The sequence below is a fragment of the Microlunatus sp. YIM B11417 genome, from assembly GCF_059617205.1.
This window is the reverse complement of record NZ_JCAMPJ010000004.1, coordinates 382,650-408,169: the sequence shown is the minus strand read 5'-3', so window position 1 is coordinate 408,169 and position 25,520 is coordinate 382,650. Positions and strand designations below refer to the sequence as shown.

Annotated in this window: 21 protein-coding genes; 13 read left to right on the top strand and 8 right to left on the bottom strand. The window is 69.3% G+C overall.

The features are described 5' to 3' along the window. Positions 1-16: 16 nt before the first annotated feature. The 3 genes from AC6CCG_RS21370 to AC6CCG_RS21360 all read left to right on the top strand — a co-directional run bounded on the left by AC6CCG_RS21370 (position 17) and on the right by AC6CCG_RS21360 (position 1,472). Positions 17-673, top strand: coding sequence for a pentapeptide repeat-containing protein (locus AC6CCG_RS21370; protein WP_496656665.1), 657 nt, complete (start codon positions 17-19; stop codon positions 671-673). Between the two features lie 114 nt (positions 674-787). Continuing rightward, the gene (locus tag AC6CCG_RS21365) at positions 788-1,042 is read left to right on the top strand and encodes a hypothetical protein (protein ID WP_496656664.1); all 255 of its coding nucleotides are present in this window, start codon (positions 788-790) and stop codon (positions 1,040-1,042) included. A gap of 34 nt (positions 1,043-1,076) precedes the next feature. Then, on the top strand, positions 1,077-1,472 hold the full coding sequence (locus AC6CCG_RS21360) for a VOC family protein (protein WP_496656663.1): 396 nt from the start codon (positions 1,077-1,079) through the stop codon (positions 1,470-1,472). Between the two features lie 125 nt (positions 1,473-1,597). Here AC6CCG_RS21360 and AC6CCG_RS21355 read toward each other — a convergent pair whose 3' ends face one another. Then, entirely contained in the window at positions 1,598-2,200 is a 603-nt protein-coding gene (locus AC6CCG_RS21355) for an HAD family hydrolase (RefSeq protein WP_496656662.1), read from the bottom strand. 288 nt (positions 2,201-2,488) lie between these two features. Between AC6CCG_RS21355 and guaB the strand changes: the two genes are divergently transcribed. Continuing rightward, a complete protein-coding gene (guaB, locus tag AC6CCG_RS21350; protein ID WP_496656660.1) occupies positions 2,489-3,982 on the top strand; it encodes an IMP dehydrogenase in 1,494 nt (497 codons plus the stop codon). Here the strand turns inward: guaB and AC6CCG_RS21345 are convergent. From AC6CCG_RS21345 to AC6CCG_RS21335, 3 genes are all read right to left on the bottom strand, one after another. Next, positions 3,964-5,325, bottom strand: a complete 1,362-nt coding sequence (locus AC6CCG_RS21345) for a cryptochrome/photolyase family protein (protein WP_496656659.1) — start codon at positions 5,323-5,325, stop codon at positions 3,964-3,966. The genes guaB and AC6CCG_RS21345 overlap by 19 nt on opposite strands. Positions 5,326-5,418: 93 nt before the next feature. Next, complete coding sequence (locus tag AC6CCG_RS21340; protein ID WP_496656658.1) at positions 5,419-6,477, bottom strand: serine hydrolase domain-containing protein; 1,059 nt, start codon at positions 6,475-6,477, stop codon at positions 5,419-5,421. Positions 6,478-6,590: 113 nt separating this feature from the next. Next, entirely contained in the window at positions 6,591-7,652 is a 1,062-nt protein-coding gene (locus tag AC6CCG_RS21335; RefSeq protein WP_496656657.1) for a DUF4037 domain-containing protein, read from the bottom strand. Positions 7,653-7,704: 52 nt separating this feature from the next. Here AC6CCG_RS21335 and AC6CCG_RS21330 point away from each other — a divergent pair, with 52 nt between their 5' ends. Both AC6CCG_RS21330 and AC6CCG_RS21325 read left to right on the top strand, forming a co-directional pair. Further along, positions 7,705-8,121, top strand: coding sequence for a helix-turn-helix domain-containing protein (locus AC6CCG_RS21330; protein WP_496656656.1), 417 nt, complete (start codon positions 7,705-7,707; stop codon positions 8,119-8,121). A 34-nt stretch (positions 8,122-8,155) separates the two neighbouring features. Beyond that, positions 8,156-8,563 (top strand): VOC family protein, encoded by a 408-nt coding sequence (locus AC6CCG_RS21325; protein WP_496656655.1) that lies wholly within the window; start codon positions 8,156-8,158, stop codon positions 8,561-8,563. Here the strand turns inward: AC6CCG_RS21325 and AC6CCG_RS21320 are convergent. Both AC6CCG_RS21320 and AC6CCG_RS21315 read right to left on the bottom strand, forming a co-directional pair. Next, complete coding sequence (locus AC6CCG_RS21320) at positions 8,547-9,140, bottom strand: hypothetical protein (protein WP_496656654.1); 594 nt, start codon at positions 9,138-9,140, stop codon at positions 8,547-8,549. The two genes, AC6CCG_RS21325 and AC6CCG_RS21320, sit on opposite strands and share 17 nt — an antisense overlap. Continuing rightward, complete coding sequence (locus tag AC6CCG_RS21315) at positions 9,137-9,658, bottom strand: DUF1697 domain-containing protein (protein ID WP_496656653.1); 522 nt, start codon at positions 9,656-9,658, stop codon at positions 9,137-9,139. The genes AC6CCG_RS21320 and AC6CCG_RS21315 overlap by 4 nt, the downstream gene beginning before the upstream one ends. A 419-nt stretch (positions 9,659-10,077) precedes the next feature. Between AC6CCG_RS21315 and AC6CCG_RS21310 the strand changes: the two genes are divergently transcribed. The 5 genes from AC6CCG_RS21310 (at position 10,078) to AC6CCG_RS21290 (ending at position 18,919) form a co-directional block, all read left to right on the top strand. Then, on the top strand, positions 10,078-11,931 hold the full coding sequence (locus AC6CCG_RS21310) for an acyl-CoA dehydrogenase (RefSeq protein ID WP_496656652.1): 1,854 nt from the start codon (positions 10,078-10,080) through the stop codon (positions 11,929-11,931). A gap of 115 nt (positions 11,932-12,046) precedes the next feature. Beyond that, complete coding sequence (locus AC6CCG_RS21305; RefSeq protein ID WP_496656651.1) at positions 12,047-12,886, top strand: hypothetical protein; 840 nt, start codon at positions 12,047-12,049, stop codon at positions 12,884-12,886. Beyond that, positions 12,873-13,214 carry a hypothetical protein gene (locus AC6CCG_RS21300; RefSeq protein ID WP_496656650.1) on the top strand — a complete coding sequence of 114 codons (342 nt, stop codon included), beginning with the start codon at positions 12,873-12,875 and terminating at the stop codon, positions 13,212-13,214. The genes AC6CCG_RS21305 and AC6CCG_RS21300 overlap by 14 nt, the downstream gene beginning before the upstream one ends. 311 nt (positions 13,215-13,525) lie before the next feature. Continuing rightward, positions 13,526-17,782: an ExeM/NucH family extracellular endonuclease gene (locus AC6CCG_RS21295; protein ID WP_496656649.1), complete on the top strand. Its 4,257-nt coding sequence runs from the start codon at positions 13,526-13,528 to the stop codon at positions 17,780-17,782. Between the two features lie 33 nt (positions 17,783-17,815). After that, positions 17,816-18,919, top strand: a complete 1,104-nt coding sequence (locus AC6CCG_RS21290; protein ID WP_496656648.1) for a DUF4282 domain-containing protein — start codon at positions 17,816-17,818, stop codon at positions 18,917-18,919. Positions 18,920-18,932: 13 nt separating this feature from the next. On the opposite strand, the gene AC6CCG_RS21285 is transcribed toward AC6CCG_RS21290, so the two are convergent. Beyond that, positions 18,933-21,722, bottom strand: coding sequence for an AfsR/SARP family transcriptional regulator (locus tag AC6CCG_RS21285; RefSeq protein WP_496656647.1), 2,790 nt, complete (start codon positions 21,720-21,722; stop codon positions 18,933-18,935). Between the two features lie 197 nt (positions 21,723-21,919). On the opposite strand from AC6CCG_RS21285, the gene AC6CCG_RS21280 reads away from it, so the two are divergent. Both AC6CCG_RS21280 and AC6CCG_RS21275 read left to right on the top strand, forming a co-directional pair. Beyond that, on the top strand, positions 21,920-23,656 hold the full coding sequence (locus AC6CCG_RS21280) for a phospholipase D-like domain-containing protein (protein ID WP_496656646.1): 1,737 nt from the start codon (positions 21,920-21,922) through the stop codon (positions 23,654-23,656). A gap of 282 nt (positions 23,657-23,938) precedes the next feature. Continuing rightward, positions 23,939-24,433 carry a hypothetical protein gene (locus AC6CCG_RS21275; protein WP_496656644.1) on the top strand — a complete coding sequence of 165 codons (495 nt, stop codon included), beginning with the start codon at positions 23,939-23,941 and terminating at the stop codon, positions 24,431-24,433. Positions 24,434-24,452: 19 nt separating this feature from the next. Here AC6CCG_RS21275 and AC6CCG_RS21270 read toward each other — a convergent pair whose 3' ends face one another. Further along, complete coding sequence (locus AC6CCG_RS21270; protein WP_496656643.1) at positions 24,453-25,484, bottom strand: LacI family DNA-binding transcriptional regulator; 1,032 nt, start codon at positions 25,482-25,484, stop codon at positions 24,453-24,455. Between the last annotated feature and the right edge of the window lie 36 nt (positions 25,485-25,520).

The window sequence follows — 25,520 nt, the reverse complement described above, 5'->3', positions numbered from 1 at the left end:
CGTACCGTGACGTGGCATGGAGAGCCGGGAGCCGAAGCCGCCGAAGATCACCGCCGTACGCCTCGGGGAGCTGACCCGGCCCGATCCCCGCGACGTGCTGGACGGCGATCTGCGCGAGGGCGAGCAGTACGTCCGGGTCGACTTCACCGACCGCGACCTGACCGCAGCCTCGTTCACCGGTTGCGAATTCGACCAGGTGCAACTGCTCGACGCCAATCTCCGCGGCGTCCACTTCACCGGCGGGCGGTGGCGCGACGTCGACGCACCGGTGCTGCGCGGGCAACGGACCGGCTGGCGGAACATGATCATCGAGCGGTCCCGGATCGGCTCAGCCGAGCTGTACGAGTCGAACTGGCGCGACGTGACGATCACCGATTGCAAGCTGGGCTATCTGAATCTGCGCGGTTCGGAGTGGCGCGACGTGATCATCGCGGACTCCGGGATCGAGGAGCTCGACCTCAACTCCGCCAAGATCAACCGGCTCGCGATCCGCAACTGCCGGATCGGCACCCTCGACCTGACCGACACGAAGCTGACCGACGTCGATCTTCGCGGCGCCGAGCTGTCGACGATCAACGGGCTGGCCGGGATCGCCGGAGCGACGATCAGCGAGGAGCAGCTGATGTTGATGTCCCGGCTGCTGGCCCGGCACCTCGGGCTCAACGTCCTTTGAGCAAAGGGAATTCGCCCAACAACTCCTGCAGTTGCATCACCTGGCGCGGCGCGCCATCTGTCATGACGTCAGGCTACCTTGACAGGCTCCGATCTGTCAGGAATCCTTGACATCATGTTCGAGACCACGGAACGAGAGGACCCGGTCGAGACACCGGTCCAGGTCAAGGTCACGGTCGGCATCAGCGGCGACTGGCGCGCCGAGCCGATCAAGGTCATCAGCGGCATCACCGAAGGCATCCGCTCCCTCGACAGCACCCTCGCCGAAGCAGTGCGACTGGCCCGGAAACAGGGCGTGACCTGGGCCGAGATCGGCACCGCCCTCGGCGTCAGCCGCCAGGCCGCCTGGGAACGATTCTCCGTCGACTGACCCGCGACCCGGTCGGAACTGGTTGACTCGACCGATGAGGGTCACCGAGATCAACCTCGTCGTCGAGGACCTGGCCCGAAGCCACGCGTTCTATGCGGCGATCGGCTGCGCGCTACGCCCCGCCTCCGAAGCCGGCGAGGAGACCCAGGCGTGGCTGAGCGACGGCGGCCCGGTGCCGGTCGCCCTGCACAGCACGGAGTTCGCAGCGCGGTGGGACTCGTCCGAACCACCCGTTGCACCAGGCTCGACCACCATCGACCTGACCCTCGACTCGGCCGACGAGGTCGACGCCCTGCTCTCGACGGTGGAGCGGGCCGGCGGCCGGGTGATCGCCGCGGCGCGATCGATGCCCTGGGGCCAGCAGTACGCGATCTTCGCCGACCCCGACGGCTACCGCTGGGGCCTGAAATCCCCGCCCCGTGCCGACTGATGATCGACTCGCATGTCGTTAAAGCTCTTGGCATTGAGGGCTCCTCCGTGCCCGATGCGCTTTATCGGTTCATGCGAAGAGAAATCGCGACATGCACCCTGGTGGCACTCACCCCGCTTGGGCGATCAACGCGCGGCGGTGATGGCCTCGAGGGGGTGCAGGTCCGCTGCCGCGGTGAAGTGGATGCCGGCCATGCCGAGTGCCAGGGCGGCTTCGACGTTCTCGCGCCGGTCGTCGATGAAGACGCAGGTGCGGGGCTCAGCGCCGGCCGCCTCGGCGGCCAGCTCGTAGATGCGCCGGTCGGGTTTCGCGATGCCGACGCGGGCACTGCTGATCACCGCGTGGGCGAAGCCGGTCAGGCCGGCGCGCTCGAGATGCTCGTCGAGGGTGTCGGTGGCGTTGGTGACGATCACGACCGGGACGCGCTCCATCGCACGCTCCAGCGCCTCCTTCACCTTCTGATCAACGAAGAACGGTACGTCGACGAACTCCTGCATCGCCTGCCGCGCCTGCTGATCACCACCGAGCGCTTCGACGACCGCCTCGACCCACTCCTGTTCGGTGGCCAGGCCGAGCGTCGCCGGCCCGATCAGCTCGGGGTCGAACGCCGTACGCATCAGCGGCAGTCCGTAGCGGTCTTCGATCTCGACCTGAACCTCATGATCGAAAACCCGGAGCACCCCGTCGAGATCACAGAGCACGGCCCCGATCTCGTTGTTGATCTTCATCCTGCTCTCCGACCGATCGCGGTCGCCCAAGGCTACGACAACGCGATCACCCCGCCCACCTCGGCACCGCCGCGACCCCCTGCACCTCTCCGCCACCGTCGCGACAGTCGCGGATCGGCGCGACGGCCGGTCGGTTCCGGGCACCGACCCGTCCAGACACCTCGCCCACCTCCATCGACCGGTCACAACTGCAGCGACACGCCGCCAGAACGCCTGCTTTTGTGACCGGTCGGCGGAACGGAGAGGGTAGTAGTTGTGTTGGCTACTACTCCTTGGTTATGGTGGCGCATGGACAAGGTGATGGAACGCTGGGGATTGACCTTCGACGACGTGCTGCTGAAGCCCGGGGAGTCGGAGGTGATTCCTTCTCAGGCGGACACGCGGTCGCGGGTGTCGCGCAACATCTCGCTCAAGGTGCCGCTGCTGAGCTCGCCGATGGACACGGTGACCGAGGCTCGGATGGCGGTGGCGATGGCTCGGGTCGGTGGGCTGGGCGTGATCCACCGCAACCTCCCGTTGGACCAGCAGGCCCGGCAGGTGGACCAGGTGAAGCGGTCCGAGTCGGGCATGATCGACGATCCGGTGACGATCTCGCCGGACGCCAGCCTGCGCGACGTCGAGGAGCTCTGTGCGCACTACCGGATCTCCGGGGTGCCGGTGGTCGACGCGGACGAACGGCTGGTCGGCATCGTGACCAACCGTGACCTGCGCTTCGAGACCGATCCGCTGCGCCGGGTCGGCGAGGTGATGACGCCGATGCCGTTGATCACGGGGCGGGTCGGCATCGGGCGTACGGAAGCGCTGCGGCTGCTCGCCGCGCACAAGATCGAGAAACTGCCCCTGGTCGACGACCATGATCGACTTCGCGGGCTGATCACGGTCAAGGACTTCGTCAAGGCCGATCAGCATCCCGACGCCACCAAGGACGAGCAGGGCCGACTCCGGGTCGCGGCCGCGGTCGGCTTCTTCGGCGATGCCTGGGAACGGGCCATGGCCCTGATCGATGCCGGGGTCGACCTGCTGATCGTCGACACCGCGCACGGGCACACCCGCGCCGTACTGGACATGATCAACAAGCTCCGGGTCGAACCGCGGGCCGATCAGGTGGACATCGTCGGCGGCAACGTCGCGACGGCGGCCGGGGCGCGGGCGCTGATCGAGGCCGGCGTGGACGGGATCCGAGTCGGCGTGGGCCCGGGTTCGATCTGCACCACCCGGGTGGTGGCCGGGGTCGGCGTACCGCAGGTGACCGCGATCAGCGAGGCGGCGTCGGTGGCCGGTCCGGCCGGCATCCCGGTGATCGGCGACGGCGGCCTGCAGTACTCCGGCGACATCGCCAAGGCCATCGTGGCCGGTGCGGACACGGTCATGCTGGGTTCGCTGCTGGCCGGCTGCGACGAGAGCCCGGGCGAGTTGATCTTCGTCAACGGCAAGCAGTACAAGGAGTATCGCGGGATGGCTTCACTGCCGGCGCTGTCCGGTCGGGGCCGCAGCGGCTCGTACTCGAAGGACCGCTACTTCCAGGGTGACGTCACGGCGGTGAACGACCTGGTGCCGGAGGGCATCGAGGGGCGGGTGCCGCACCGCGGGCCGATCGCCGCGGTCGCCTACCAGCTGGTCGGCGGGCTGCGGCAGGCGATGTTCTACGCGGGCGCCGCAACGATCCCCGAACTGAAGGAGCGCGGCCGGTTCGTCCGGATCACCTCCGCGGGCCTCCGCGAGTCACACCCGCACGACATCCAGCTGACCGCCGAGGCACCGAACTACGCCGTGCGTCCCTGAGCCGCCCGAGCGTGCCGGTAGCGGGACAGCGCCACCTCGCGCTCCTCGGCGTGGTCGACGATCCGTTCCGGATAGCCGTCCGCGTAGCCGTCGTCGGACCGCCACGGCTCGTGGGCGGCAGCGCCGGCGAGGTGGCGCAGCTCCGGCACCCAGCGCCGGACGTAGTCGCCGTCCGGGTCGAACCGCTTGGCCTGGGTGGTCGGATTGAAGATCCGGAAGTACGGCGCCGCGTCCGTCCCCGTCCCGGCCACCCACTGCCAGCCGTGGTTGTTCGAGGCCAGGTCGCCGTCCAGGAGTTGATCAAGGAAGTGCCGCGCACCGACCGGCCACCAGACGTGCAGGTCCTTGATCAGGAAGCTCGCCGTGATCATCCGCATCCGGTTGTGCATCCAGCCCTCCGCGGCCAGCTGCCGCATCGCGGCGTCGACCACCGGATAGCCGGTCCGGCCCTCCGTCCAGGCCTTGATCAACTCCGCCGCCTCGGCCGGGTCGGCATAGTCCATCGCGGCGAGCTCGGGGCGTAGGTCCTGCCAGGCCGACCGCGGCCGGTGCCAGAGCACGTCGGCGTAGAACTCGCGCCAACACAGCTCGGCGACGAACTTGTCCCGCCCCGCGCTCGGCGGCCCGGCGGCGACATCGGCCAGCAGGGTGCGCGGATGCAGTTCGCCGTACTTCAGCGGGATCGACATTCGGCTGGTCGCATCGAGGTCGGGCCGGTCCCGCTCGGCGTCGTAGCGGTCGATCGTGTCCTCGACATAGCGCCGCCACCGATCCAGCGCCCGCTCCTCGCCGGCGTCGTGATCGGCCGGTGCCGGCAACCGCCGATGCTCCGGCTGGACGTCCGACGGGTGCCAGTCCGGCTCGACCGACGGTGCCGGAGCGGGCCAGCCGTGCTCCCGCCAGGCCCGATGGAACGGCGTGAACACCTGGTACGGCGCGCCGCTCCCGTTCAGCACCAGTCCCGGTCCGATCGCGTACGGGCTCCCGGTCATGATCAACTCCAGCCCCGCCTCGGCCAGCGCCTCGCCGACCCGCCGGTCCCGCCGTCGACCGTACGGCGTGCCGTCGGCGCTGACGTGGATCCGCGTCGCGCCGACCCGCCGCGCCGCCGCCCGCACCTCGACGGCAGGATCGCCGGTCCGGATCTCGAGCGCCCCGCCGGTGGCGTCGCGCAGGGCCGCGACCGAGGCCAGATAGCGGTCCCGCCGCCGGCCCGCCGCCCGGAGCAACCCGGGATCGAGCACGACCAGGGGCAGCACCGCGCCCTCCGCGGCGGCCCGGCCGAGCGCCGGATGATCACCCAGCCGCAGATCACGCCGGAACCACATCACGGAAACGTCCATCCGACGACACTAGCCCGATCGTCGGGGCCGTCCGGGTCGCGCGCTGTCGCGAGATCGCGTCGACTTGAAGGGCTATCGCGACAGCGGCACCGGCTAGTGCCGCCCGATCGTGCGCAGGACGCCGCGAACGACCTCCGACCCGCGATCTCCGTTGGTCAGCACGACGACGCCAAACCGCTCCCGCGGGTTCACGACCAGCCGGGCGTAGTAGCCGCGGTTCACCCCGAGATGCCCGACGTGGTCCGGATGATCGATCTCGACGCCGAGCCCGTACTTTCCGTCGGTCCCCTCCTCGGCGGTACGCAGGCGCACCGCAACGGGATCGGACGAGCCGAGCCAGGCCGCGAAGCGACCAAGATCATCGGCCGTGCTGCACAGGCCTGCCGCGGCCGCCTCCGGATAGCGGTAGTCCGGCGTCCGCCGCCCCTGTTGATCATGACCGGGTACGACCTCGGCACCACAACCGAAGCCGCTCCGCTCCATCCTCAGCGGCGCCAGCACCCGATCCTGGACCAGGGCGGCGAACGGCCGGCCGGTGTCAGACTCGGCGAACAGTTGCGCCACCGTGTAACCGCCCCCGCTGTAGCGATAGCGGCCCGGTGTCTCGGTCTGCCGGACCGGGTCGGCCCCGGTCCGCCCGTTCAGCGAGTCGATCGTCGAGCCGCCCCGCTCCGCGCCGAGGTAGCCGGGCACGTTCATCCCGGCCGTGTGGCTGAGCAGCCGCCGCAGGGAGATCGCCGTCGGGTCCGGCCCGCCGGGCGGCAGGGCCCAGCCACGCAGCTCGCCGGCGATCGGCTCGTCCAGCCGGTCCGGGTAGCGTGCGACGAGCGCCGCCGCTGCCACGGTCTTGGAGATCGAACCGGCCTGGAAGACCGTGTCGTCGGTGACCGGCGTGCCCGTCCGGTCCGCTACGCCGTAACCGCGGCTGAAGATCACCCGGTCGCCAGACACCAGCGCCACCGCCGCTCCCGGGACCTTGGTCGAGGCGAGCAGGGCGGGCAGGTCCCGGTCCAGGGCGGCGGTCGCGGCGGCGAGATCACGCGGTGGCCGGAGCTCGGGGCGTTCGTCGGCGGACCACCAGAGCCCGAGGCCGGCTCCGGCGGCCAGGATGAGCAGGCCGGCCAGCACGCGCCGAACCCAGGCGACGATCATCCCGCCCGCCCTTCGACAAGCTCAGGGACCGCGTGGGGTGCGGCGATCATCCGGCCTGCCCTTCGACAAGCTCAGGGAGCGGAGGGGCGGTGATCATCCTGGCTTCGACCGGCTCAGGGAGCGGAGTTGCGCGTGGGGCGGAGGACGGTACCCGCGGCGGCGTCACGCAGTCCATGATCATTGAGCGCGTCGGTGCTGTCCAGGTATTGGTCGGCCGCGCCGATCCTGGGTAGGTGCCGCAGTTCCGGATCGGTGATGGTCTGCAGCAGCGCATCGGCATAGCGGCCGGCGGCCGGGACCAGGAACGGCCTGGTGTGGAAGGGGACCAGGGCCGGCTCGATCGGCGCGGTCAGGCCGAGGGCGTTGTGGGCGCGGCCGGTCGCCAGGTAGGCCTGGTTGAGCAGCCGCTCCCGCTCCGGCCAGTCGCGGGCGGTCAGGGCGCCGGTGAGCAGCGGCTCGACCTCGGCCGCGATCGGCAGCCGCTTGAAGGCGGTGCCCAGCCATTTCGGGTACGGCGGGTAACGGCGCTCCATCAGCAGGCACAGCTTGATCACGTCCCGGGCCAGCCGGCCGGCGATGATCATGGAGCCGACGTCGTCGCCTACCTCGGCACAGCGACCCGGGAACGGCTCCTCCTGGCTGATCCGCTGCCACTGACAGGCCAGCAGATAGCGCCACACGTCGTTCGGATACCAGGCCAGTCGCGCCCGGACCCGGCCCAGTTCGCCGGAGTCGTCGTGGAAGACGGCACCGCCGGTGATCTCGGCCAGCAACTGACCGGGCGCGCCGAGCCAGTCCCGCAGCGCGACCCCGCTGCGCGGATCGAAGCCGAGCCGCCAACGCAGCCAATCGCCCAGCCCGGCCACCACGACCCGGTGATCACCCTCCGGGAAGGTGGTCGGAAACCCGTGGAACCGCTCCGGGAGCCGCCGGCCCACAACGTCCCGGACCTCGGCCGCGCGGTCGGCATGATCATCGGCGAGGAAGATCAACAACCGCGGGCCCCAGTCGTGATCGGTGGACCGCTCGGTGTCGTACCCGAGCACTTCGGAGCCGGGGCCGATCAGAGCGGCCGCGTACGGCAGCCCGGGGAAGTCCGCCGCCAGACCGGGCCCGACGACCTCCCCGTACAACCTACGGGCGAGTTCGATCCCGGACAGGAAGGCTGGCGGCACCCGCCAAGTCTGGCCAGCCCGGAGCCGTCCCGTCCAAGGGGTTTCCGGCAGGATGACCTCCATGAGCCGGGCCGCCGAGGACACCAATCGGCGGATGCTGCGCGCCCGGGACGCGATGGACCGTGGCTACGCCGAGCCGCTGGACATTCCCGCCCTGGCCCGGCTGGCGCACGTCTCCGAGGCGCACTTCATCCGGACCTTCCGGGCGACGTTCGGCGAGACGCCGCACCGCTATCTGCAGCGGCGCCGGGTGGAACGGGCAATGCGGCTGCTCCGGGAGACCGACCGCAGCGTCACCGACATCTGCCTCGAGGTCGGGTTCAGCAGCCTCGGCACGTTCAGCCGTACGTTCCGCGACATCGTCGGCGAATCGCCGACCGAGTTCCGGCGCCGGATCGTCGGGTTGCCGCCGATCGTCGCGCCGACCTGCTTCGCCAAGGCCTGGCTCAGACCGAGCAGTTTCGGATAAGCATCCGCGCGGTCGCGGACCTTAGGTTCGAGGCATGTTGAACGCCATCACGATTTCCTCGATCTTCGTCCTCGACCAGGACGAGGCCCTCGCCTTCTACGTCGACAAGCTCGGCTTCGAGGTCCGCACCGACCAGGACCTCGGCTTCATGCGCTGGCTCACCGTCGGGGTGCCAGGCCAGCCGGACCGCGAACTGCTGCTGGAGCGGCCGGGCGCGCCGGCGCACGACGACAGCACCGCCGAACAGGTCCGCGAACTGGTCACCAAGGGCGCCGGCGGGGGCTGGATCGGCCTGTCCACCGACGACATCCACAAGACGTACGAGGAACTGACCGCCAAGGGCGTCGAGTTCACCGAGCCGCCCACCGAGCGCCCGTACGGGATCGACTGCGGACTGCGCGACCCGTTCGGCAACGCGATCCGGATCAACCAGACGACGTAGCCGGCACCGGCGCCCGGCGGCCGGCCACCCAGGTCAGCCAGCCGGTCGCCAGGCCGATCAGCAACACGGTGATCACTCCGCGCGGTGCATAGATGTGGCTGTCCAGGAACGAGACCGCGCTCCCGACCAGGAGCAGCCCGGGGATCAGCGCCGGACCGCGGACCCGCTGGAACAGCAACCCGGCCACCAACAGGGCAGCCGCCAGGAACGCGATGCTGCCCACCCAGCCGAGGCTGTTGCCGACGTCCAGCAGCCAGCGATCGACGTCGCCGCGGGCCTGGTTCCGCTGTACCGCGATGCCGGCCCCGATCCCGGCGACCGCGTCCAGGGCGCCGTAGTAGACGACGTACAGGAAGATCAACGCGGCCAGCACGATCCGGGCCCAGCGCGGGGATCGCCAGCCCGGGATCAGGAGGGCCAGCCCGAGCAGCGGGAAGATCGGGACCAGCCAGACGTGCAGGGTGATCCAGTGGCCCGCCGTGGCCGGAGCGAGATCGTGCGGATGGGCCAGGCCGATGCCGGCCAGCACCAGCCCCGGCAGCGCCGCCGCGATCGCCGGAACCAGCTTGGCGTTCACGTCAGCAGCTCCACCAGCTTCTGCACCGTGCGCAGATTCCGCCCGGTGGCGGTGACGCCGATGACCTTGTCCCCGGCGCCGGCGAGCTTGCTCCGGCCGATCCCGTCCCGAAAGTCCACGACGACTTCGTCGCCCACCACCGCGATCGGCTCCGCGTCGGTGGCCAGCCGGGCCATCCGGTCCAGCACGTCGGCCGGCGGTGCGGTCGCGCAGAAGTTGATGATCAGGCGGGACGGATCGGCGTCCGGGAACGGGTTCGCGGCCAGCACCGCTCGTAGTTGATCAACGGTGCGCACGACGACCGGCACGTCGAAGCCGAACCGCTCGGCGATCGCGGGCTCCAGCAGCTTCCGCACCTTGTCGGCAGCGTGATCGCTCGCGATGATCAGGTTGCCGCTGTTCAGATGCGTCCGTACGTCCTCGAAGCCGGCCGCTTCGGCGACTTCGCGCAACTCCGCCATCGCCACTTTGCGCCGGCCGAGGTTGATCCCGCGCAGCAACACCGCGTAACGCGTCATGGCCCCATCGAACCACGCCGGGCCCGTCCACTCGCCGAAGACGGGACGATCATCAAGATTTCGCTTGTACGGCAGCAAGATGGGACCAACTTCCCCTACCGCGACGGGGCGCCGAATCCTAGAATGTAGCTCTCTCTTCTGCCGGGTATCTCCCCGGAATCCGGCAGGTCAGGAGTGTGAATCGGCGAAGCTCGTAAGACCGCACTCAACCCCACCTTCTCGTGGCCCGTGTGGCCGAGCTACCCGTCCGTGCTGATCACACCCTGAATCGAGAGAGTGACGCCGGGTGGGGCCCTGGTGCCCCACCCGGCGAATCATCCTCTGCTGCCCTCTTCGGATCAGTGCAGCTTGCGCAGGTTACCGGCGAGTAGCATACTTTTGGTTACTGACGGGTAACTTCGGTCCTGGCGAGGAGTCCCATGGCGCACTACAAGTCCAATGTCCGCGACATCGCGTTCAACCTGTTCGAGGTTCTGCACACGGACAAGGTGCTCGGCACCGGCCCGTACGCGGAGCTCGACAAGGAGACGGCCGAGGCGATGCTGGCCGAGGTCGACCTGCTGGCCCGGACCAAGCTGGCCGAGTCGTTCGTCGACGGCGACCGCAATCCGCCGGTCTTCGACCCGGTGACGCAGACGGCGCCGCTGCCCGAGTCGTTCAAGAAGTCGTACCAGGCCTACATCGACTCGGACTGGTGGCGCGTGGTGCTGCCGGAGGAGCTCGACGGCCAGCCGACCCCGCCCAGCCTGGCCTGGGGTCTGGCCGAGATGGTGCTCGGCGCCAACCCGTCGATCTACATGTACGCGGAGGGCCCGCACATGGGCTACGCGGTGTGGCGCAACGGCACCGATCGGGACAAGAAGATCGGCAAGCACATCGTCGACCGCAAATGGGCCGCGACGATGGTGCTGACCGAGCCGGACGCGGGCTCCGATGTCGGCGCCGGCCGGACCCGGGCCATCCCGCAGCCGGACGGCTCCTGGCACCTCGAGGGCGTCAAGCGGTTCATCACCGGCGGCGAGCACGACCTCACCGAGAACATCATCCACCTGGTGCTGGCGCGGCCGCACGGGGTCGAGGGCGAGGGCGGGCCCGGCACCAAGGGGCTCAGCCTGTTCATCGTGCCCAAATACCACTTCGATCATGAAACCGGCGAGCTGACCGGCGAGCGCAACGGCGTCAACGTCACCGGTCTGGAGCACAAGATGGGGCTCAAGGTGTCCAACACCTGCGAGCTCACGTTCGGCGACGGCGCCACCCCGGCCAAGGGCTGGCTGCTGGGCGAGGTGCACAACGGGATCAAGCAGATGTTCGAAATCATCGAGCACGCCCGGATGCTGGTCGGCACCAAGGCCATCGCGACCCTGTCCTCCGGCTACCTCAACGCGCTGGAGTACGCCAAGGCCCGGGTTCAGGGGCCCGATCTGGCGAAGGCCACCGACAAGGCCTCGCCGCGGGTGACGATCATCAACCACCCGGACGTCCGGCGTTCGCTGATGACCCAGAAGTCCGCCGTGGAAGGGATGCGCGCCCTCGTGCTCTACGCGGCGAGCATCCAGGACCGGGTGGCGCTCGCGCGCGCCGAGGGCCGTACCGACGAGTTGGCGGAACGGCTCAACGACCTGATGCTGCCGATCGTCAAGGGGTACGGGTCGGAGCGCTCCTGGGTGCTGCTCGGCACCGAGTCGCTGCAGACCTTCGGCGGCTCCGGCTTCATCGCCGACTTCCCGCTGGAGCAGTACGTCCGCGACGCCAAGATCGACACGCTCTACGAGGGCACCACCGCGATCCAGGGCCAGGACCTGTTCTTCCGCAAGATCATCAAGGATCAGGGCAAGGCGCTCGGCGCCCTGTCCGCGGAGATCGGCGGGTTCGCCGCGGCCGCCGACGAGAGTGGGCAGCTGAAGGAGGAGCGCGAGCTGCTCCAGAAGGGTCTCGAGGACGTCGGCTCGATCGTCGCCGCGATGATCACCCGGCTGCAGTCCTCGGCCGCCGGCGAGCCGCGCGACCTCTACCAGGTCGGCCTGAATACCACCCGCCTGCTGATGGCCGCCGGCGACCTGATCTGCGCCTGGCTGCTGCTGCGCGGCGCCGAGGTCGCCCTGCAGGCCCTGGCCGGCGACGTGTCCGAGGCGGATCGGGCCTTCTACGAGGGCAAGGTCGCCGCCGCCCGCTGGTTCGCCCGCACCGTCCTGCCGCGCCTGACCGCCGAACGGACCATCGCCGAGCAGACCGACAACGCCGTGATGGACCTGCCCGAGTCGGCCTTCTGAGCCGACCCCCGGACAGCACCGAGCGGGGCGTTCCGTACCCTTCATCCCCCCGAAGTGAAGGAACCGCCCCGCTCGGTGTTCTGGCCCCGTTTCTCGAGCCTCATATCGTCATGCCATGCGGGTAGATCGCCCAACGGACCAGCCGGAGGACCCCGGCGAGAGAGCCGACCGTCACGAGGCGCGGCCACAAGGCTCGGAGCTGCGGGACGCCAACGGTCTGAACGCAGCCGAGTACACCCGCGCCTGGAACGAGAAGGTGGAGTCCGAGGAGGCCGAGCAGGAGCAGGCGGTCGAGGAGGGGCGTCGCCGCGAGGTTGATCTGCGCGACTCCAACGGTATGACCGCAGCGGAGCTGCGGTTCCTGCGCAACAAGCAAATCGATGAGGCCGAGGACGAGACGCCCGAGGCTGACGGTGCCGACGGCGATCTTCCTCCCCGGAGATCGGTCGTCACCGATGCCCAAGGGCGCACGGGCGCTGAGATCCGATTCCAGCAGGCCAAGCGGGCCGAGGAGGCTGCCGAGGCCAGAGAAGCCGAGGTACCGGAACCCGAGCCTGCTAGCGAGGGCGACGACAAGCCCGAGAAGCAGCGAGGGTTCAAGACGCTCACCGAGGAGTTCGGAGAGTCCCGGTCCTTCAGCACTTTCGATGCGGCCCGCAAGGCGAGCATCCGCGAGCACGGGCCACGTCCCGGCCAGGACTTGCATCACCTGGTGGAGCGTTCTCAGGCCAGGCCGGAGCGCTCCGGTTTCACCCCGGAGCAGATTCACTCCAGTGACAACCTGGGCTGGCTCGATCGACCAGTGCACGAGAAGATCACGGCACGCTATAACAAGGGCGTCCCGGGCTTCTCGCGTTTGCGGGACTCGCTCGACGGCCTGCCGTTCGAGACGCAGCACGCATTCGGCCGCAGCGTGGTCGACGAAGAGATAAGGAAGTACCGTGGCGACGATTGACGAGGATCGTAACGAGGTCCGGCACCATCTGCAGGAGGCCGAACGACTGCTCAGCGGTGACGATCCTGAGGCGACCGCATCGAACGCAGCTACAGCCAGGATGGAGGCTATCGCCGCGCGGCACGATGCTGCCGGGCATCTGGTTCAACTGCTGGCTCCGCTGCTGGCCGAGACCGAGGACAAACACGTTCGCTTCGGCGCAGCTACATTCCTGCTGAGCCGCGGTCACGCCGACCTGGCTGTGCCGGTGCTGGAGACCATCGACGTCCTGGAGGCGAGCATCATCCTGGCGCAGTGGCGACGCCACCAACAGCAGGGCACCGCATAGCTCCCAGCAGTGCCAGATGGCACAGAACTGCATCTCGCGACCTCCCCGAGGCCGAGAAATCGATCTCCGATCACCGCACAACGCGATTCTGTGACACTTGGCCGACCGGCCCTCCGCGGGCTCGCTGCCGCAGGTGACGGCTGGGCGAATTTCTTCGGAGTGGGTTGCGAACCGGGGCCGGTCGCGAGAGGTTGTCTCCCGGGGATTTCCACGCCCTATTGGGGGCGTGGTGGCGGACTCGGAGGAGAACGTAGGTGCTGGTGTCAGGTCACGGCCGCAGGATTCGGATCATCTTCTCGACGCTCTTGGCCGTGGCACTGGCCCTGGGGCTGTTCCTGACCACACCACCCGCGCACGCGGCCGAGCCGGTCGCGATCGCCGACATCCAGGGGACCGGTGACAGCACGCCGCTGAACGGCCAGGTGGTGACCACCCAGACCTCGGTCGTGACGGCGGTCTATCCCAAGGCGGACAACGGATTCAACGGATTCGTCATCCAGACTCCGGGCACCGGCGGCGAGGACAAGGATCCGGCCGCACCGTCCGATGCGATCTTCGTCTACGCGGGCCATGTCGCGTTCGACGTCGAGATCGGCGACGCCGTGACGGTCACCGGCAAGGCCGGCGAGTTCAAGGGGCTGACCCAGCTCGCGCTCACCTCGGTGACGGTGCAGGACGCCGACGTCGATCCGGTCGAGCCGGTGACGACGGCCTGGGCGGAGACGGCGGCGCAGCGCGAGAACTTCGAGTCGATGCTGTACGAGAGCGACGAGGAGTTCCTGGTCAGCGACACCTACCCGCTGCTGGCGTACGGCGAGCTGGGCCTGGCCGCCGGCGACGAACTGCCGGTGCAGCCGACCGACGTCGGGGCGCCGGGTTCGGACGCCGCCGCGAAGCAGGCCGCGGCCAACCGGATCACCATGGTCAACCTGGACGACGGCACCAACCGGGGCACCGCCGGGCAGACGCTGCCGTACCTGAAGACGGGCGAGGGCGTCACGGTCGGCGACACCCTGGAGCTGACCGAGCCGGTGATCATCGACTGGCGCAACGACAAGTGGAAGCTCAACCCGGCCGGTCCGGTCGAGGCGGGCGACGAGCCGGCCAAGATCAACGCCGGCGAGACGCCCGAGGCGCCGAAGCCCCAGGGCGACTTCACGATCGCCTCGTTCAACGTGCTCAACTACTTCACCACGACGGGTGAGGGCCGGACGGACTGCGTCGGCGGCAACAAGTCGCTCGACGACACGTTCAACGTGACCTTCGACTGCGACGTGCGCGGCGCCTGGGACTCCGACGACCTGGCCCGGCAGCAGGCCAAGATCATCACCGCGATCAACGAACTCGACGCGTCGGTGGTCGGCCTGATGGAGATCGAGAACTCGGCCAAGCTCGGCGAGGACGTCGACGAGGCGACCGCGACGCTGGTGGACGCGCTCAACCAGGCCGCCGGCTCCGACAAGTGGGCCTTCGTGCCGTCCTCGACCCAGCTGCAGCCGGTCGCCGACCAGGACTTCATCACGAACGCGATGATCTACCAGCCGGCCGAGGTGAAGCTGAACGGCAAGGCGCACGCGCTCGGCTCGGCGTCGACCGACGACGGCGCGTTCGGCAACGCCCGGACCCCGATCGCGGCCAGCTTCACCTCCGCCGAGGGCGGCGAGCCGACCCTGGTCGTGGTGAACCACTTCAAGTCCAAGAGCGGCTCCGGAGCGACCGGCGACAACGCCGACACCGGCGACGGGCAGGGAGCCTACAACGGCGACCGGGTCCGGCAGGCCGAGGCGCTGGTCGACTGGCTGCCGACGCTGCGCCGGACCACCCGGGCCAATTCGATCGCGCTGGTGGGTGACTTCAACTCCTACACGCAGGAGGATCCGCTGCGGGTCCTCTACGAGGCTGGATTCGCCGAGGCGGCACCGGCCGACCAGTACTCGTACAACTTCTCCGGGCTGGCCGGCTCTCTTGATCACATCCTGGTCAACCGGCCGTTGGCCCAGCGGAAGACCACCGCCGCGGTCTGGAACATCAACGCCGGCGAGTCGACCGCCCTGGAGTACTCGCAGTACCGCTCCACCAAGATCGACTACTACGCCGACGACGCTCGCCGGGCCAGTGATCACGACCCGGTGATCATGGGCGTCACGTCCGGCCGGGCCGCCACGCCGAAGCTCGCGGCGGCCGGCGAGCTGACCCTGCTCAACCTGAACGACTTCCACGGCCGGATCGCCGAGGAGTCGCCCAACACGGTCGCCGTGTTCGGCACGGTCGAGCAGCAGCGCGAGCAGGCCGGTGAGGACAACACCCTGTTCCTCACCGCGGGCGACAACATCGGCGCCTCGTTGTTCGCTTCCTCGATCCAGAAGGACCAGCCGACGATCGACGTCCTCAACGCGGCCGAGCTGGCCGCCGCGGCGGTCGGCAACCACGAGTTCGACCGCGGCTTCGCGGACCTGACCGATCGGGTGATCGAGAACGCCGACTGGACCTACCTCGGCGCGAACGTCTACCGCAAGGGCACCACGACGCCGGCGTTGCCGGAGTACGCGACCTTCGAGAAGGCCGGCCGGACCGTCGCCGTGATCGGGGCGGTCACCGCCGAGACCCGATCCCTGGTCTCGCCGGACGGCATCGCGGATCTCGACTTCGGGGATCCGGTGGACGCCGTGAACCGGGTTGCCAAGAAGCTCAGCGACGGCGACGAGTCGAACGGCGAGGCGGACGTGATCATCGCCGAGTACCACGAGGGCGCCGTCGAGGGAGAACCGAACGGGACGCTCGAGGACGAGGTGTCCAAGGGCGGCGCGTTCGCCAAGATCGTCAACGAGACCTCGGCGAAGGTGGCGGCGATCTTCACCGCACACACGCACCAGGCCTACGTGTGGGACGGCCCGATCCCGGGTGTGGCCGGCAAGACCCGGCCGATCCTGCAGTCGGAGTCGTACGGCGCGCTGCTCGGCAAGGTCACGCTGCGCTTCGATGACGCCGGCGCCGTCGCCTCGTACACGGCGGTGAACCTGGAGATCACCGAGACGCCGAACGACGAGTTGATCGCCGAGTACCCGCGGGTCGCCAAGATCAGCGAGATCGTCACCGACGCGCTGGCGAAGGCCGACGAGCTGGGCAGCAAGGTGATCGGCGAGGCCACCGCACCGATCACGCGCGGCACCGTGCAGACCGACGAGGGGCCACTGGAGGACCGGGCCGCCGAGTCGACGATCAGCGACCTGGTCGCCACCATGTTCCGGGAGCAGCTGTCCGATCCGCAGCGCGGCGGCGCCCAGATCGGCATCCAGAACGCCGGCGGCAACCGAGCCGATCTCGATCAAGGTGACATCACCTATTCCGAGGCTGCGGCCGTGCTGCCGTTCGCCAATACGCTGGTGACGCTCGACCTGACCGGTGAGCAGTTCAAGACGCTGCTCGAGCAGCAGTGGCAGACCAACGCGGACGGTTCGCCGTTCACCGGGTCGAGGCCGTACCTGCAGCTCGGGCTCTCCGACAACGTCAGCTACACCTACGACGAGTCGCAGCCGTGGGGCAAGCGGATCACGACGATCATGATCGACGGGAAGCCGTACGATCCGGCCGCGACCTACCGGATCGGTACGGCGAGCTTCCTGGCCGCCGGCGGCGACAACTTCCACGTGCTGGCCGACGCGGCCAACAAGCGCGACTCCGGCCTGATCGATCTTGATTCCTGGACCGACTACGTGCAGCAGAAGTCGCCGCTCAGCCCGTCGTACGCCAAGCGTGGCGTGGCCCTGGGCGGCATCCTGCAGGAACTCAGCCGGGCCGACTTCTCGGAGCTCCGCATCGGCAGCGCGGACCGGACCACCGGCGGGCCGCTGAACACGATCGACTTCACCGGGCCGGAGGCGCCGAAGAACACCAAGCTGACCGCCAAGATCAACGGCACCACGGTCGGCACCGCCACGGTCCTGGACGGGGTGGCGAAGCTTCGGATGGACATCCCGGCCGACTTCCCGATCGGCCCGTCGACGCTGGTGATCACGGCCGAGCCGACCGGGACGGTGATCAGCTATCCGGTCACGATCTACAACAACCCGGACGAGTTCGAGCCGAAGATCAAGATGCCGGCCGAGGCCTCCCCCGGCGAGCGGATCAAGCTCGAGCTGTATCAGTTCGAGCGGAACGGCGACACGATCGAGATCAGCCTGGTCCGTGGCGACGCCCCGAACGACAGCGAGGCGGTGCCGCTCGGCTCCGTCGATCCCGACGAGAACGGCAAGGCGACCGCCTGGGTGACGATCCCGGAGGACACCGAGCTCGGCCCCTACGTGATGGTCGGGTCCGACGGCAAGGCGCAGGCCCGGACCAGGTTCATGATCGTGGCCGGGACCGACGAGCCGGGTCCGGGCAACGGCGGCGACAATCCGGGCGGCCCCGGCGAGGATCCGGGTGACGACGGTGAGTTGCCCAACACGGGCTCCGACATCGGACTCTGGCTGCTGATCGTGGCCGGGGTCGCGGTGGTCGGCGGCGGCACGTTGTTGATCATCTCGCTGATCCGGAAGCGGGCTGCCGCGAACAAGTCGGCGTCCTAGCCACGGAGAACCAAACAAGAGATAGTTGGGGACATGTCACAACAGCCAGGAGACCCGAACGACCAGGGCCGGACCGAGAACGGGCCGGCGAACGAGCCGGGTCCGGCGGGCTTCGGCCAGTCCAGCGAGACGCCGAGCCAGCCCGATCCTGCGCCGGCCGTCACTCCGCGGCACGCGTTCGAGCAGTCGGTGGACACCGTGCCCGGCGCCTCCGGACGGGGCTCGGACCAGGGCGGCGACTCCGACCGGCCGAGCTTCGGCTCGTCGTCGGCCTCGGCTGCCGACCCGGACGCGACCGTGCTGTCGCAGCCGCAGGCGGTTCCGCCGAGCGCTGCCGTACCGCCGGTGCCGCCGAGTCGGCCGGAGTCCTCCTCGGCCCCGTCGGCCTCCTCGCAGTCCAGCGCGCCGAGCCAGTCGCCCTGGGGCTCGCCGGCCGGGTCCCCGGTCTCCAGCTCGGTGCCGGAGGAGACCCAGCAGCTCGGCGGCCCGGGTCAGTTCGGCTGGGGTGGTGATCAACAGCAGTCGTACGGCGGGCAGCAGCAGTACGGCGGGCAGCAGTACGGTCAGCAGCAACAGCAGCCGCAGTACGGCCAGGCCCCGCAGTACGGCCAGCAACAGCAGCAGTACGGCGAACAGCAACAACAGCAGCAGCCGCACCAGCAGTACGGCGATCAGCAGTACGGGCAGACGCAGCAGCAGTACGGACAGCAACAGGGCTACGGCCAGCAACAGCAACAGCCGTACCAGCCGCAACAGCAGCAGGGGTTCGGCTATCAACCGGTCCCGCAGGGCGGCCAGCAGAAGGACCGGCCGGCCGACGCGAACCCGATCGCGGCGCTGTTCGACATGTCGTTCGGCAAGTACGCCACGCCCGGCCTCGCCAAGATCGTGTTCGGTGTGGCGATCGCCGCTGGCGTGGCCTACTGGCTGATCGCGGTGATCGGCAACTTCATGGACAACGGGGTGACCGGCGTCCTGACGCTTCTGCTCGGCTTGATCCCGCTGGTGTTCTGGATCCTCATCGTCCGGGTCGCGCTGGAGGCCGCCGTCGCCAACATCCGTTCGGCAACTGACCTTCGGGCGATCCGGGAGAAGCTCGCCGAGAACGACGACGAGGACAAGGACCAGACCGACTGACGGTTCGGCGACACTAGGTGTTGCGGCGGATGATCTCCGGCGGCTCCGGGCAACCGGGGCCGCCGATCCGTTTCCGCTCCTCGGCGTCGAGCAGGCCGAGCTCGTCGAGGATCCGGGCCGAGGCGCGATGCTCCGCGGCAGCCCGTGCGGTGTCGCCGAGGTCCTGATGTGCCCGGCCGATCCCCCAGCGGATCTCGGCGTCCAGGAAGGTCTGGGTCCGTTCCGAACGACCGCTCGCGTCCAGGGCCCGGGCGAACACGGCGAGCGCCTCGGTCGGCCGGCCCACCCGGCGGGTCGCCTCGCCGAGGTTCGCCAACACGTTGGCCAGCCAGTTCCGTTCCGGCAGCAGCTCGGCGATCGAGGCCGCCTCGGCGTGCACAGCGAGTTCGGCCTCCGGCTTCCCCATCCGGCGGTACGTCAGCCCGAGGCTGGTCAGGCAGTCGACCAGAGCGGTCCGCCGGGCGATCCGGCGGTTGAGCTCGATCGCCCGGGTGGAGTGCGCGACCGCCTCCGGAAACCGGCCGAGCAGCCGGTACGCGGTCGCCATCGCCGCCAGTTGGACGGCCGCGCCGGCCGGGTTGCCCGCCCGTTCGAACCCCTCGCACGCCGATTGCAGGTGGTCCAGGGCCTGCTCGGGATCACCGCAGCGCAGCAATGCCGAGCCGAGACAGTCGTGCGCGATGGCTTTCAGTTCGTCGTCGTCGGACGCGGCGGCCAGCGCCAGCCGGCCGAGCTGAAGCTTGTCCAGCGCCCGGCCGCGCAGCGTCAGCACCAGACCGATCGCGGCACAGAGCGCACCGACCAGCCGCGGCCCGTCCCCGGGCAACGCCGCCGCCTGCCGGAACACGCCGGGCAGGTTCGGGGACTCGGCCCGCAGCCAGGCGTAGGCCTCGTCGCGATCGCGCAGCCCGAGCCCGGTCCGGCGCGGCAACTCCGGCCCCAATCCGGTGCGCCAGGTCGCGTCGGCGTTGAGCTGCAGGCAGGCGGTCCGCGCCGTGGCCACGTAGAAGTGCACGGCCCGCCGGGTCAGCCCGTCCCGCTCGGCCGAAGTCGTACCTGATTCGAGGTGTTCGCGGGCGTAGAGCCGGATCAGGTCGTGCAATCGGTAGCGGCCGGGCGACGGACTGTCCACGAGTTGTACGTCGACGAGGCCCTCCAGCTGAGCCTCGACGGGTCCGGGAGCGGCGTCGGCCAGCGCGGCCGCGGTGGGCAGGCCGATGTCGGCGCACTCGAGCAGGCTGAGCAGGCCGAAGGTCCGCCGCTGCCGCGGGTCCAGTTGGCAGTGACTGGCCTCGAAGCCGACCCGGACCGCCCGGTCGGCGGTGGCGAGCTCGTCCAGCCGATGCGCCTCGACCCGGAGCCGGTCGGCCAGGTCGCGCAGGGTCCAGGCCGGCCGGGAGTTCAGCCGGCCGGCGGCGATGGAGATGGCCAGCGGCAGACCGCCGCACCAGCGGAGCATCTCGGTCGCGGCGTCGCGGTCCCAGCGGGCCGGATCGACCAACGCCTCCGCCATGGCCAGCGCCTCGGCGTCGCCCAGCACGTCGACCGGAAGATGGGTCACCCCGGGCAGCCCGACCAGGGCGGTACGGGCGGTGATCACGACCCGGCAGGTCCGGCTGGCCGGGATCAGTGGCGCGACCTGAGCGGCGTCCCGGGCGTTGTCGAGCACGATCAGCAGCCGACGGCCCTCGGTCAGCGAGCGGAACCGGGCGGCGGCCTCGTCCGGGTCCGCGGGAACGGACCGCTCGTCGGCGCCGAGCGAGCGCATCATCCGGGTCAGGGCCGCCAACGGCGTCAACGGTTCGACGCCGGGGGTCGAGCCGCACAGGTCGACGTACAGGCGGCCGTCCGGCAGGTCGGCCGCCGCCCGGTGCGCGGCCTGGACGGCGAGTTCCGACTTCCCGATCCCGCCCGGACCGGAGACCGCCACGACCACGGTCTGTTCCGCGGCGGGGCAGCAGAGCAGCCCGGTGAGGCGGTCCAGCTCGGCGGTCCGGCCGCTGAAGCCGGGGCTGGCCCGCGGCAGTTCGGCCGGCACCACCGTCGATGCGCCCGTCCGCTCCTGACGTTCAGAGTCGGACTCGGGTTCGGGTTCGGGTTCGGGTTCGGGTTCGGCGAGGATCCGCTCATGCAGTCGGCGCAGCACCGAGCCGGGCTCGACCCCGAGTTCCTCGACCACCGCGGTCCGGCCGTCGCGGTAGCAGGCCAGCGCCTCGGCCCGCCGGCCGGTGCGCCACAGGGCCTCCATCAGCAGGGCGCGCAGTCCCTCCCGGATCGGCGCCGCGTCCACCAGCCGGGCCAGTTCGTCGATCAGCCCGGGACCCGGGCCGTGGGCCAGTTCGAGCCCGTACAGGCGTTCCGCGATGCGCAGCCGCAGCTCCTCCAGCCGATGCGTGACCGGCTCGAGGACCTCGAGCTCCAGGTCGCCGTACGGTCTCCCGCGCCAGAGTCCGAGCGCCGACCGGAGCAGCCGGATCGCCTCGTCCCGGCCCGCGGTGGCGGCGTCTCGAAGAGCTCGCTCGGCGAGTTCGGCATCGATCCGTACCGCCTCGGAATCGAGCCGGTAGCCGAGGTCCGTCGTCTCGATCGCGTTCGCCGACGCGCCGGCTCCGACGAACGCCCGGCGCAGCCCGGACACCTGGATGGAGACCTGAGTCCGCGCCGACGCCGGCGGGGCAGGACCCCAGACGGCGTCGATCAACCTCTCGGTCGACACCGCGTTCCCGGCCTCCGCAGCGAGCACCGCCAGCACCTGGCGCGAGCGTCGGCCGCACAGGGTGACGGGTGCGCCCGACTCAGTCACTTCGAGAGGCCCCAGCACTCGAAGGTCCACCCGATCAGGCTAGGCAGCGGCCCGGTCCCTTGTGACCGGCTCGCGCATGCCGAGAACCGAATGGCCCGGTACGGCGGCGTTATAACCGCCCGATAAGCCGCCGATAACGCTCCTGCCTACGCTGCCGAATCTTGCTGCGCGCACATCACGACTGACGGGAGATGGTGATGAGCCGGACCCTTGGACGCCCCTGGCGCATCCTGGCGGCCGCCCTGGCCACGATGCTCGTCGTCGCCGGTACGGTCGCGGCCGGACCGGCCGCGGCTGATCCGAAGGCGGCCGACTGCGCCCGGACGGGAGCGGTCTTCAACAACCCGCACACCGACCCACGCCGGATCCACGAACACCTCGAATGCCTGATCGACGGGACGCCCGAGGGCGCTGAGATCAGGATGGCCAGCTACCGGTTCGCCGACGGGGAGGTGGTGGCCGCGCTGCACCGTGCGATCGATCGCGAGGTCCGGGTCAAGATCATCGTGGACCACCGGTTCGTGGCCGACAGTGAGGAACCCGACTTCGACCTGTTCTGGGGTTTGCAGGAGAGGATCGGCAGCGACAAGACCAAGGACTCCTGGGCGGCACCGTGTCCCGGCGAGGGCTCCGACGGAGCCTGCATCGGCAGCTTCAAGATGCACAACAAGCAGTTCACGTTCTCCGAGACCCACGGCGTTCCGAACGTCACGTTCATCACGTCCTCGAATCTCGAGGACGCAAAGATCCCGGCGAAGGACAACGACGGAATCTTCATGTGGAACAGCGGCTATACGGCCGCGAACGACGCGCCGCTCTACGACTGGTTCGCCAACAAGTATTTCAGCGATCTCGCGTCCGATCATCCGGCGAACGACGACTATTACACCGACCGGGACCTTCCCCGCGAAATCGGCAATTACCGGGTGTATCACGCACCGCGGAAATCCGGGAACACGGTGCTGGACATCCTCGACAAGGTCGAGTGCCACGACAACACCACCGGCGGTACGGATCCGGGGAACCGTACGATCGTCCGGGTCGCCGTGTGGGCGATCAGCGGCAACGAACTGAGCGATCCCGGAGTCAAGATCGCGAAGCGGTTGTGGGATCTCGACAACGAGGGCTGCTACGTCGACATCGTCGCGGATCAGATCGACGCGAACGCGAACGGCCCGCTGCGGACCCTGCTGCGCAAGCCGGAGCGCACCGAGATCGGCAAGCAGCAGAACTATCACGGCCCGGAGGTCCGCGAGTTCTACAGCAAGAAGCACTTCGGGACCCACCAGAAGAACCTGCTGATCGAAGGAAACTACGACGGCCGACCGAATCAGAAGATCGTCTTCACCGGCAGCGTGAACTTCACCTATCGCTCGGTCCGGGTGAACGACGAGACCTGGCTGCAGATCAACGACGCCAACGTGTACGACCGATTCGCGGACAACTTCGCCGACGTACGGAACGCCGCGCACACCTGCTGGCAGTCCAGCAAGGCGGACGGCTGCACGGGTGATCGCGACCGCCCGACGCCCGAGGAGCCTTTCACCTGCCACGAGACTGCCGACGAGTACGGCGACGCCGGGAACCTCTACCTCTACGGGAAGACCGTCTGCAAGGGCGTCAACGACGGCAAGGATCCCGACAACGACCGGGACTACGGCGACGGCAAGGGCGACATCAAGGACTTCGACAACAAGACCGCGTCGATCGTCAACACGACCAAGCGGCACGTGAGGTTCTCCAACTACCCGCGCTACAACGAGGGACACCCGGAGGGCGACAGCTTCTGTGTACGGCCCGGACAGTGGGTGAACCGGCTCGGCCCGTACGGCGACAACGACGGCAGCTGGAGCGGCAGCATCAGCTCCCACGAACTGGTCGACGCGGGCGACTGCGATCGCTGGTTCGGCGGCTATCACGAGCCGAACGGATGATCATGCGCTGACGCGAATTCTCGAATATCTGCGAATTTGCCGGGTCGATGCAGACTCGGCAATTCGGCATTCCCGGACGAATTCCACACCAGTGATCAAGATCATCGGCGCACATTTCCGGTGACCCTTTCGTATGCCAGTTTTGTGCAGGAAATGTATCCGGAAATGTCAGCGTGGACCGCGGTTGCGAAATCCGCGACCAGGGAAGGGGAGATGATCAACCAGGAATTCGGGGCGAACTCCGGCCGGATCATTCGGACACATCAGGGAGAGGGAATCAGCATGATCAACAACGACAGCATCAACCCGCGGGGCGGACGAGCACGGCGCATTCTGACCCGCGTTCTGGCCGGCGCGGCAGGCGTGGCCGCGACGGCGGCGATGCTCTCGATCGGGCCCGCGCCCGCGACCGCGGACACCCGGGCGAGCTGCGGCAGCGACAGCGGCGGGAAGAACGTCACGGCCAAGTACGGCAGCAACTACGTCGCCAAGTTCTGCGCCCGCGGCGAGAAGCTGCACGTCAGCGACGGCGTGACCGACGGGAAGGCGGCCTACGCCTACGTGCACGTGCTACGACGCGATCCGCACACGCCGGATGGTTGGATGCGCTACGACTCGGACTCCTTCAAGGTGCCGTGGCGGGCCACCTTCGGACTCGACTCGCCGGACAACGGCAGCGGGATCACCGAAGGCCACAAGGTCGGCGTGCAGGTCTGCAAGGGCGCCAAGAAGAAGGATGAGAGCAACTGCTCCGGGTGGGTCTGGGGCGTCGCCTGATCCACGGTCGGCCCCCGGTTCAACCGGTGCTGGATCTCCGAGTGATCAACTCGGGTTTGATCAGCCGGCGGACCGGGGGCCCGGCCTCGCCCGCGATCCGCTGCAGGAGCAGGGAAACGGCCAGTTCGCCGATCAAGCGGGCCGGGATCCGCACCGAGGTCAGCGGCGGGTTCAGCCACTGCGAGTACGGATGATCGCCGTAACCGGCCAGCCGGACGTCCTCGGGCACCCGTACCCCACGTTCGGTCAGCGCGGCCAGGGCGCCGAGAGCGAAGTAGTCGTCCCCGGCCACCATCGCGTCGAAGTCGAGCTTGCGGTCGAGCAGGGCAAGGGCCGCGCGGTGCGCCTCGGTGGCGCGCCAGCGCGGCTCGGCCGATTCGAACCGCCGGGTCGGGACCAGGATCGTGTGGGCCACCGCGTCCGGCACCTCGGCCATCGCCCGGGCATACCCGTCCCGGCGGTGGTCGATGGTGCTGATCGCCAGGTCCTCCTCGAACTGGACGATGCTCCGGCAGCCCTGGGCCAGCAGATGCCGGACCGCCGCGTACGCTCCCGCGGTGTTGTCGACCGTGACGAAGTCGCACGGCAGCGCGGGCACCTCCCGGGAGGCGAGCACCAGCGGGATCCCGGCGGCCAGCACCTCGGTCCAGGGCTCGGTGCGGTCCTGGACCGGGATGACGATCGCCCCGGCCAGTTCGTTGTCGATCATGCGCTGGGCGATCTGCTGCTCCTGCTGCTCGCTCTCCTCCGTCGTGAAGACGTCCAGCGAGTAGCCGGCCGCGCGAGCACCGGCCTCGATCGCCCCGATCAGCTCCGACGAGAAGAGATGCGTCGCGGACGGGATCGTGACGGCGACGGTACGGGAGCGCGCCCGCCCAGGGTCCGGCGGCTCGGGCGTCGCGACATAGCCGGCCCGTCGGGCCTCGTCCAGCACCAGGGCCCGGGTCCGCTCGCTGACCCCGTCCTTGCCGGCCAGGGCCCGCGACACCGTGTTCACCGACAGGCCGAGTTGTGAAGCAAGATCGCCCAGCGTCGTCCGCCGTCCGGTCATCAGCCCTTCCTTCGCCTTGCTGCCCGCAGGAGTGCA

Excerpts from the sequence above, each read along its gene's own strand:
- AC6CCG_RS21370 (WP_496656665.1), top strand. The coding sequence starts at position 17 with ATGGAGAGCCGGGAGCCGAAGCCGCCGAAGATCACCGCCGTACGCCTC.
- AC6CCG_RS21365 (WP_496656664.1), top strand. The coding sequence starts at position 788 with ATGTTCGAGACCACGGAACGAGAGGACCCGGTCGAGACACCGGTCCAG.
- AC6CCG_RS21360 (WP_496656663.1), top strand. The coding sequence starts at position 1,077 with ATGAGGGTCACCGAGATCAACCTCGTCGTCGAGGACCTGGCCCGAAGC.
- AC6CCG_RS21355 (WP_496656662.1), bottom strand. The coding sequence starts at position 2,200 with ATGAAGATCAACAACGAGATCGGGGCCGTGCTCTGTGATCTCGACGGG.
- guaB (WP_496656660.1), top strand. The coding sequence starts at position 2,489 with ATGGACAAGGTGATGGAACGCTGGGGATTGACCTTCGACGACGTGCTG.
- AC6CCG_RS21345 (WP_496656659.1), bottom strand. The coding sequence starts at position 5,325 with ATGGACGTTTCCGTGATGTGGTTCCGGCGTGATCTGCGGCTGGGTGAT.
- AC6CCG_RS21340 (WP_496656658.1), bottom strand. The coding sequence starts at position 6,477 with ATGATCGTCGCCTGGGTTCGGCGCGTGCTGGCCGGCCTGCTCATCCTG.
- AC6CCG_RS21330 (WP_496656656.1), top strand. The coding sequence starts at position 7,705 with ATGACCTCCATGAGCCGGGCCGCCGAGGACACCAATCGGCGGATGCTG.
- AC6CCG_RS21325 (WP_496656655.1), top strand. The coding sequence starts at position 8,156 with ATGTTGAACGCCATCACGATTTCCTCGATCTTCGTCCTCGACCAGGAC.
- AC6CCG_RS21315 (WP_496656653.1), bottom strand. The coding sequence starts at position 9,658 with ATGACGCGTTACGCGGTGTTGCTGCGCGGGATCAACCTCGGCCGGCGC.
- AC6CCG_RS21310 (WP_496656652.1), top strand. The coding sequence starts at position 10,078 with ATGGCGCACTACAAGTCCAATGTCCGCGACATCGCGTTCAACCTGTTC.
- AC6CCG_RS21305 (WP_496656651.1), top strand. The coding sequence starts at position 12,047 with ATGCGGGTAGATCGCCCAACGGACCAGCCGGAGGACCCCGGCGAGAGA.
- AC6CCG_RS21290 (WP_496656648.1), top strand. The coding sequence starts at position 17,816 with ATGTCACAACAGCCAGGAGACCCGAACGACCAGGGCCGGACCGAGAAC.
- AC6CCG_RS21280 (WP_496656646.1), top strand. The coding sequence starts at position 21,920 with ATGAGCCGGACCCTTGGACGCCCCTGGCGCATCCTGGCGGCCGCCCTG.
- AC6CCG_RS21275 (WP_496656644.1), top strand. The coding sequence starts at position 23,939 with ATGATCAACAACGACAGCATCAACCCGCGGGGCGGACGAGCACGGCGC.
- AC6CCG_RS21270 (WP_496656643.1), bottom strand. The coding sequence starts at position 25,484 with ATGACCGGACGGCGGACGACGCTGGGCGATCTTGCTTCACAACTCGGC.